Origin of the sequence: Neobacillus drentensis, assembly GCF_036965245.1 — a bacterium.
Taxonomy (GTDB): Bacteria; Bacillota; Bacilli; order Bacillales; family Cytobacillaceae; genus Neobacillus; species Neobacillus drentensis_G.
In genome coordinates this window covers 391-2,682 of sequence record NZ_JBALPG010000201.1, presented here as the reverse complement: position 1 = coordinate 2,682, position 2,292 = coordinate 391, and the positions used below count along the sequence as shown (strand labels likewise).

Below are 2,292 nucleotides of genomic sequence, written 5' to 3'. Positions count from 1 at the left end.
AAATCAGAATTTAATCATCCCAATCATCATCCATCAATTCTTTAATTTTTTTATTGGCTTAATAAACGGAAACTTAATCGATTTAATCATGTATAACGCAATTTCTTATTTAGTAGTAGCAGTTTTAATCATCATTATCAATCCAAAGAAAGTATTGTATGGCAAGAAAGCTACAAACATTATTAATGGAAATCATTACATGATTTAGTGATAGTTTGTACAGCTATACACTTCAACTATCGGGTGCAAGAGTTTAAGATCGGAGCTGTCATTTTGGCAGCTTCTTTTTGTTTGGCTAATGGGCATTTGACTCGAAGAAGGTTTTTCAAATAATTATGGCGAATTTTACCTAATTGATGGAGGGGTAAAAATGAATGACCTATACGATAGACTTAAAGCCCAAAAAATAAAGATAACCGAAATGCCAAAATGGGGACCTTATTTACGAAAGCAATGGGAGAATAATTTTGCCAATCATTTAAACGATAAAGATAAGAAATCAATTTATCTATTTGATACTGGTGGTTATTGTGGCTATCTATGGCACTTGTTTAGTTATGAGAAAAAGGATTGTTTGGAAGGAGAAAAAGCTGAATCCGCATTTAATAACCTGCCAAAGAATAATTGTTATGTTTTTTATCAGCATTCAGATTATGTGATGTTTTTAGAAAATGCCTTGGTTCTTAATACTGAGGACCTAATAAATGAACAAGATATTTATATTGTAGATAAAGGATTTAACTGGACGTACATACAAACACATGAAACCGGTTGGTGCGGTCCATATTTTAGCAAGAAAAGTTAAGGGTTTATCATAGTACCTACAAACGGACAGTATCGGTAGTCCTATTTATTACCATTATTCGACTAAAGGGCAGGTTAGTTTTACAATAATTCTCGAATTACACTTTACATATACTCACTTTTATGTTAGATTACTCAATAATAAATTTGACAAAGGGAGGTGCAAGCAATGTTAACTGTTTTTAGAATTCTGTTTGGTAAAAATGTGAAAATTGGTAATGGTTTAGCGGACAAAGGGGGTAGTCTGTCCTTTTTTATGCTATACAACCATACAAAAACAGTTATCGGAGCTTTGCCTCTATGGCAAATAAATTACAAGGCAATGACTTAGAGTCCTTATTTATTTGTGCATATTTTTTATTTTAAGTTCGGCACCGATAATTCTATCGGTGCTTTTTTGTGTTTATTTTTAACTTAAGGGATAGACAACTCCTTTCTATTTACTCCTATAAAACTAGAGAGTCTTATGAAAGGATGAGAAAGATGCAATTAAAACAAAGCAATAAGTATAGAAGAATAAATGAATTCTTAAGGGAACATAATTACCCTAATTTTAGAATGAAACAAATATTGAATGCCATTTTTAAAGAAAGAATAAATAAATTCAACGAAATTAATGTACTTCCAAAATCGTTAAGAGAAATTTTAGTTAAGGAATTTGGAGAGTCTATTATAGATATTGTTCCTTTAAAGGAACAACATTCTGAGCAAGTCACTAAAGTCTTATTTGAAATTTCAGGAAATGAAAAAATAGAAACGGTAAATATGAAATATAAAGCTGGGTGGGAATCATTTTGTATATCTTCTCAGTGCGGATGTAATTTTGGGTGTAAATTTTGTGCAACAGGTGACATTGGATTAAAAAGAAATTTGACTTCAGATGAAATAACTGACCAAATCCTCCATTTTTACTTACAAGGTCATTCAATTGATAGTATTTCTTTTATGGGGATGGGAGAAGCGTTAGCCAACGTACAAGTTTTTGATGCTTTAGATGTATTCACTGATCCTACGCTGTTTGCTTTAAGCCCTCGTAGGGTATCTATTTCAACTATTGGTATTATACCAAGTATAAAAAAAATGACTCTGAATTATCCGCAAGTCAATTTGACGTTTTCGTTACATTCTCCTTTTAATAAACAACGAAGTAAGTTGATGCCGATTAATGATAGGTATCCATTATTAGATGTAATGGACACATTAGATGAGCATATACGAATAACATCAAGAAAAGTATATATTGCTTATATTATGTTACCTGGTGTGAATGATTCTATTGACCATGCTAAAGAAGTAGTAAGTCTATTGAAAGGTCGATATAAAGAAGGACGTTTATATCATGTAAATTTAATCAGATATAACCCAACCGTCAGTTCTCCTTTAAGATTTGGTGAAGTTGGTGAAGGTCATGTTGTTAATTTTTACAAAAAATTAAAATCATCAGGTATTAATGTGACCATTAGAAGTCAATTTGGAATTGATATAGAT

Annotated in this window: 3 protein-coding genes and 1 pseudogene; all 4 read left to right on the top strand. The window is 31.2% G+C overall.

Annotation, left to right across the window (positions count from 1 at the left end; translation table 11 throughout):
* Nucleotides 1–208, top strand: a pseudogene (locus tag V7150_RS25170) (CPBP family intramembrane glutamate endopeptidase); the annotation flags it as partial.
* A gap of 162 nt (nt 209–370) precedes the next feature.
* On the top strand, nt 371–805 hold the full coding sequence (locus tag V7150_RS25165) for a DUF4275 family protein (RefSeq protein WP_335523743.1): 435 nt from the start codon (nt 371–373) through the stop codon (nt 803–805).
* Between the two features lie 168 nt (nt 806–973).
* Nucleotides 974–1,135, top strand: coding sequence for a hypothetical protein (locus tag V7150_RS25160; RefSeq protein WP_335523741.1), 162 nt, complete (start codon nt 974–976; stop codon nt 1,133–1,135).
* A gap of 152 nt (nt 1,136–1,287) precedes the next feature.
* Nucleotides 1,288–2,292, top strand: a 1,005-nt coding sequence (locus tag V7150_RS25155) for a Cfr family 23S rRNA (adenine(2503)-C(8))-methyltransferase (protein ID WP_335523739.1), incomplete at its 3' end; no start/stop codon positions are given.